At 67.3% G+C, this 2,441-nt stretch carries 4 protein-coding genes; all 4 read right to left on the reverse strand.

The window, feature by feature from the left end; genetic code table 11:
* Window positions 1-20: 20 nt before the first annotated feature.
* The 4 genes from BGO22_RS10815 to BGO22_RS10830 all read right to left on the reverse strand — a co-directional run bounded on the left by BGO22_RS10815 (window position 21) and on the right by BGO22_RS10830 (window position 2,431).
* A complete protein-coding gene (locus tag BGO22_RS10815) occupies window positions 21-374 on the reverse strand; it encodes a (2Fe-2S) ferredoxin domain-containing protein (protein ID WP_070400841.1) in 354 nt (117 codons plus the stop codon).
* 9 nt (window positions 375-383) lie between these two features.
* Window positions 384-1,499 (reverse strand): VanZ family protein, encoded by a 1,116-nt coding sequence (locus BGO22_RS10820; protein ID WP_286850823.1) that lies wholly within the window; start codon window positions 1,497-1,499, stop codon window positions 384-386.
* An 11-nt stretch (window positions 1,500-1,510) separates the two neighbouring features.
* Window positions 1,511-1,939 carry a CopD family protein gene (locus BGO22_RS10825; RefSeq protein WP_070400843.1) on the reverse strand — a complete coding sequence of 143 codons (429 nt, stop codon included), beginning with the start codon at window positions 1,937-1,939 and terminating at the stop codon, window positions 1,511-1,513.
* A 327-nt stretch (window positions 1,940-2,266) separates the two neighbouring features.
* Window positions 2,267-2,431: a hypothetical protein gene (locus BGO22_RS10830; protein ID WP_286850825.1), complete on the reverse strand. Its 165-nt coding sequence runs from the start codon at window positions 2,429-2,431 to the stop codon at window positions 2,267-2,269.
* Window positions 2,432-2,441: the final 10 nt, after the last annotated feature.

The raw sequence follows: 2,441 nt of genomic DNA on the forward strand, positions 1-2,441 counted from the left end.
ATTCGGTTTGCGCGTTCACCTCAGCGACCCACGTCGGGAGGCGTCAGCAGCCGCTCGACCACGACGCCATCGCGCAGATGCGACTCGACGATTTCATCGATGTCCGCTTGATCGACATAGCTGTACCAGACGGCCTCCGGGTACACCACTGCGATCGGGCCACCCGCGCAACGGTCAAGACAGCCCGCGCGGTTGACGCGCACGCCGCCCGGCCCGAGCAGGCCGAGGGCCTTGGCGCGCGACTTGCAACGGGCAAAAGCGTCTTCGGCCTTGTGGTCGGCGCAGCAGGCTTCGCCACCTTCACGCTGATTGAGGCAGAAAAAAATGTGCCGCTGATAGTAGGAAGCGGGAGGGGTAGCGGTGCCATCGGCCATGACGCGATTCTAGGCCGCTGCCTCCTGGTGTCCTGGCGGACGCGCCACGGCCCGCAGCCCGAACAGAATGGCAGCGAAAGGCCACAGCCACCCCAACCACTGCGACAGGCCGTGAAAGCGGATGAAACGCCCTTGCTCCCAGACCTCGAGCGACTGCACCATGTAGGGCACCTCGGGTGCGCGATTGAGCAGCGAGAGCGCCACGGCCAAGCACAGCAGCATCAGGGCGTGGCACATCCGCCGGGGAAGGGGCAGGCAGGCCAACCCCACCACCAAGGCCGCGAGCATGCCGACCACCGCCACAGGACTGAGCCAGGCCCAGGCATGGACCGGCCCGTGCGTCAGCGCCGACGACAGCCCCGCGACCAGCGTGGCGCCGCCAAAGAACAGCGGCAGGAACAGCACCCGCCGCCACCCGCCCTTCATGTCGCCGAAGGCCATGAGCAGGGGCGCCAGCAGGCTCAGCGCCACGCAGAATGCCTGCGTCAGCAGACTCAGCGGCACCACCGGCTCCGCACGCGTCGGCAACCAGGCAAGGAACGGGGTGTCGCCGAGCCAGTCGGCCAGCGCCAGCATCAGGCGATCGGCCACCTGCCCCAACCCAAAGGGCACCGCAGCCGGGTACAGCAGAGCCAGCGGCCACAGCGCCAGCAGCACGAGCCCGCCGTGCGCCCCGGGCGCGAACCAACCGTCGCGAAAGCGGCCCCAGCGCGCCAGCACGCCCCAGCGGTCCAGCAGGACCATGAGACCGGCGCCCAGCGCGCCCCCGGTCGAATTCAGGCCGAAGTCCACGTTGGAGGGCACGCGCCCCGGCAAGAAGGTCTGCAGGCTCTCGACGAGGCCCGACAGCACCACGGCACCGCCGGCCCCCCACCAGAATGCCCCGCGGCGCCAGCCCAGCCGAAGGGCGGCCCCCACCATCAAGGCGCCCAGCGGCACGTAGCCCACGAAGTTGGTCCAGAGGTCGAAACCCGTCCAGTACTGCGGCCACGGCGCCCACAACCAGGACCAGGGCTCCACGCCCTGGACGCGCCAGCCCGTGAAGGGGTAAAGACTGGCATAAGCGATCAGGCCCGCGTACAGCACGGCCAAAGGCCAGGCCGACGTCCGAGAGCCCGTGACCATGGCGCCGGCGCTCAAAAGGGCTTGACCACCACCAGCACCACCGCTGCCACCAGCAGCAGCACCGGCGCCTCGTTGAACCAGCGGAACCAGACATGGCCGTGCCGCGACGCCCCGCGCTCGAAGCGCCGCAACAAGACGCCGCAGGCGTGGTGGTAGCCCAGCACCAGCACCACCACGAACAGCTTGGCATGCATCCAGCCATTGCCCGGCCCCCGCCCGATGCCATACCCCAGCCACAACCACAGCCCCAGCGCCAGCGCCGGCACCGCCAGCAAGGTGGTGAACCGCAGCAGCTTGCGCGCCATGAGCAGCAGGCGCGCCCGTTCGGCCACGCTTTCGGGCGGCACCATGGCCAGGTTCACAAAGACGCGCGGGAGGTAGAACAGGCCAGCAAACCAGCTGGCCACGAACACGATGTGAAAGGCTTTGACCCAGAGCATCCGGGCAGTGTAGTTCGCGCGATCCAACACCCTCTCAGCAGGCGAATGGACAAAAAAAACCCGGCCAGGGGCCGGGTTGGGAAGCCTTTTTGCTGTCACACACTAAGGCACCCGCTCAGGGAGGAAAAGCGGGAGGCGCCTCTCGGCACCCGCCTCAATTTTACCTCAAAATCTTTGAATCTCCAACTTCACCCCTGTCAAATTTGACAGTCCATGCAACGGAGACATGATCCGACCGTTCGGTCGCACGACCGGTACAACGGTACCACCGATGCAGCGGCCGACGGCCGCGGGCAAGAAGGGAAATGCAAGGGCCCGCTGGGCGGCTCAGGCCGCCAGGGTCCGCAGTTGCTTGATCGCGGCGTCGAAGCCCGACAACTCGTGTACGGGCTGCCGCAAAAAGGCGTTGATGGCCTCGCGGCGTTCGATCGCCACATCGGCCACCCGATCGGCGCCCTTCTTGTACTCGCCGACCTTCAGCAACAGCTCGATCTCGTCGTAC

Source organism: Hydrogenophaga sp. 70-12, from assembly GCF_001897365.1.
In the GTDB taxonomy this organism is placed as follows: Bacteria; Pseudomonadota; Gammaproteobacteria; order Burkholderiales; family Burkholderiaceae_C; genus Hydrogenophaga; species Hydrogenophaga borbori.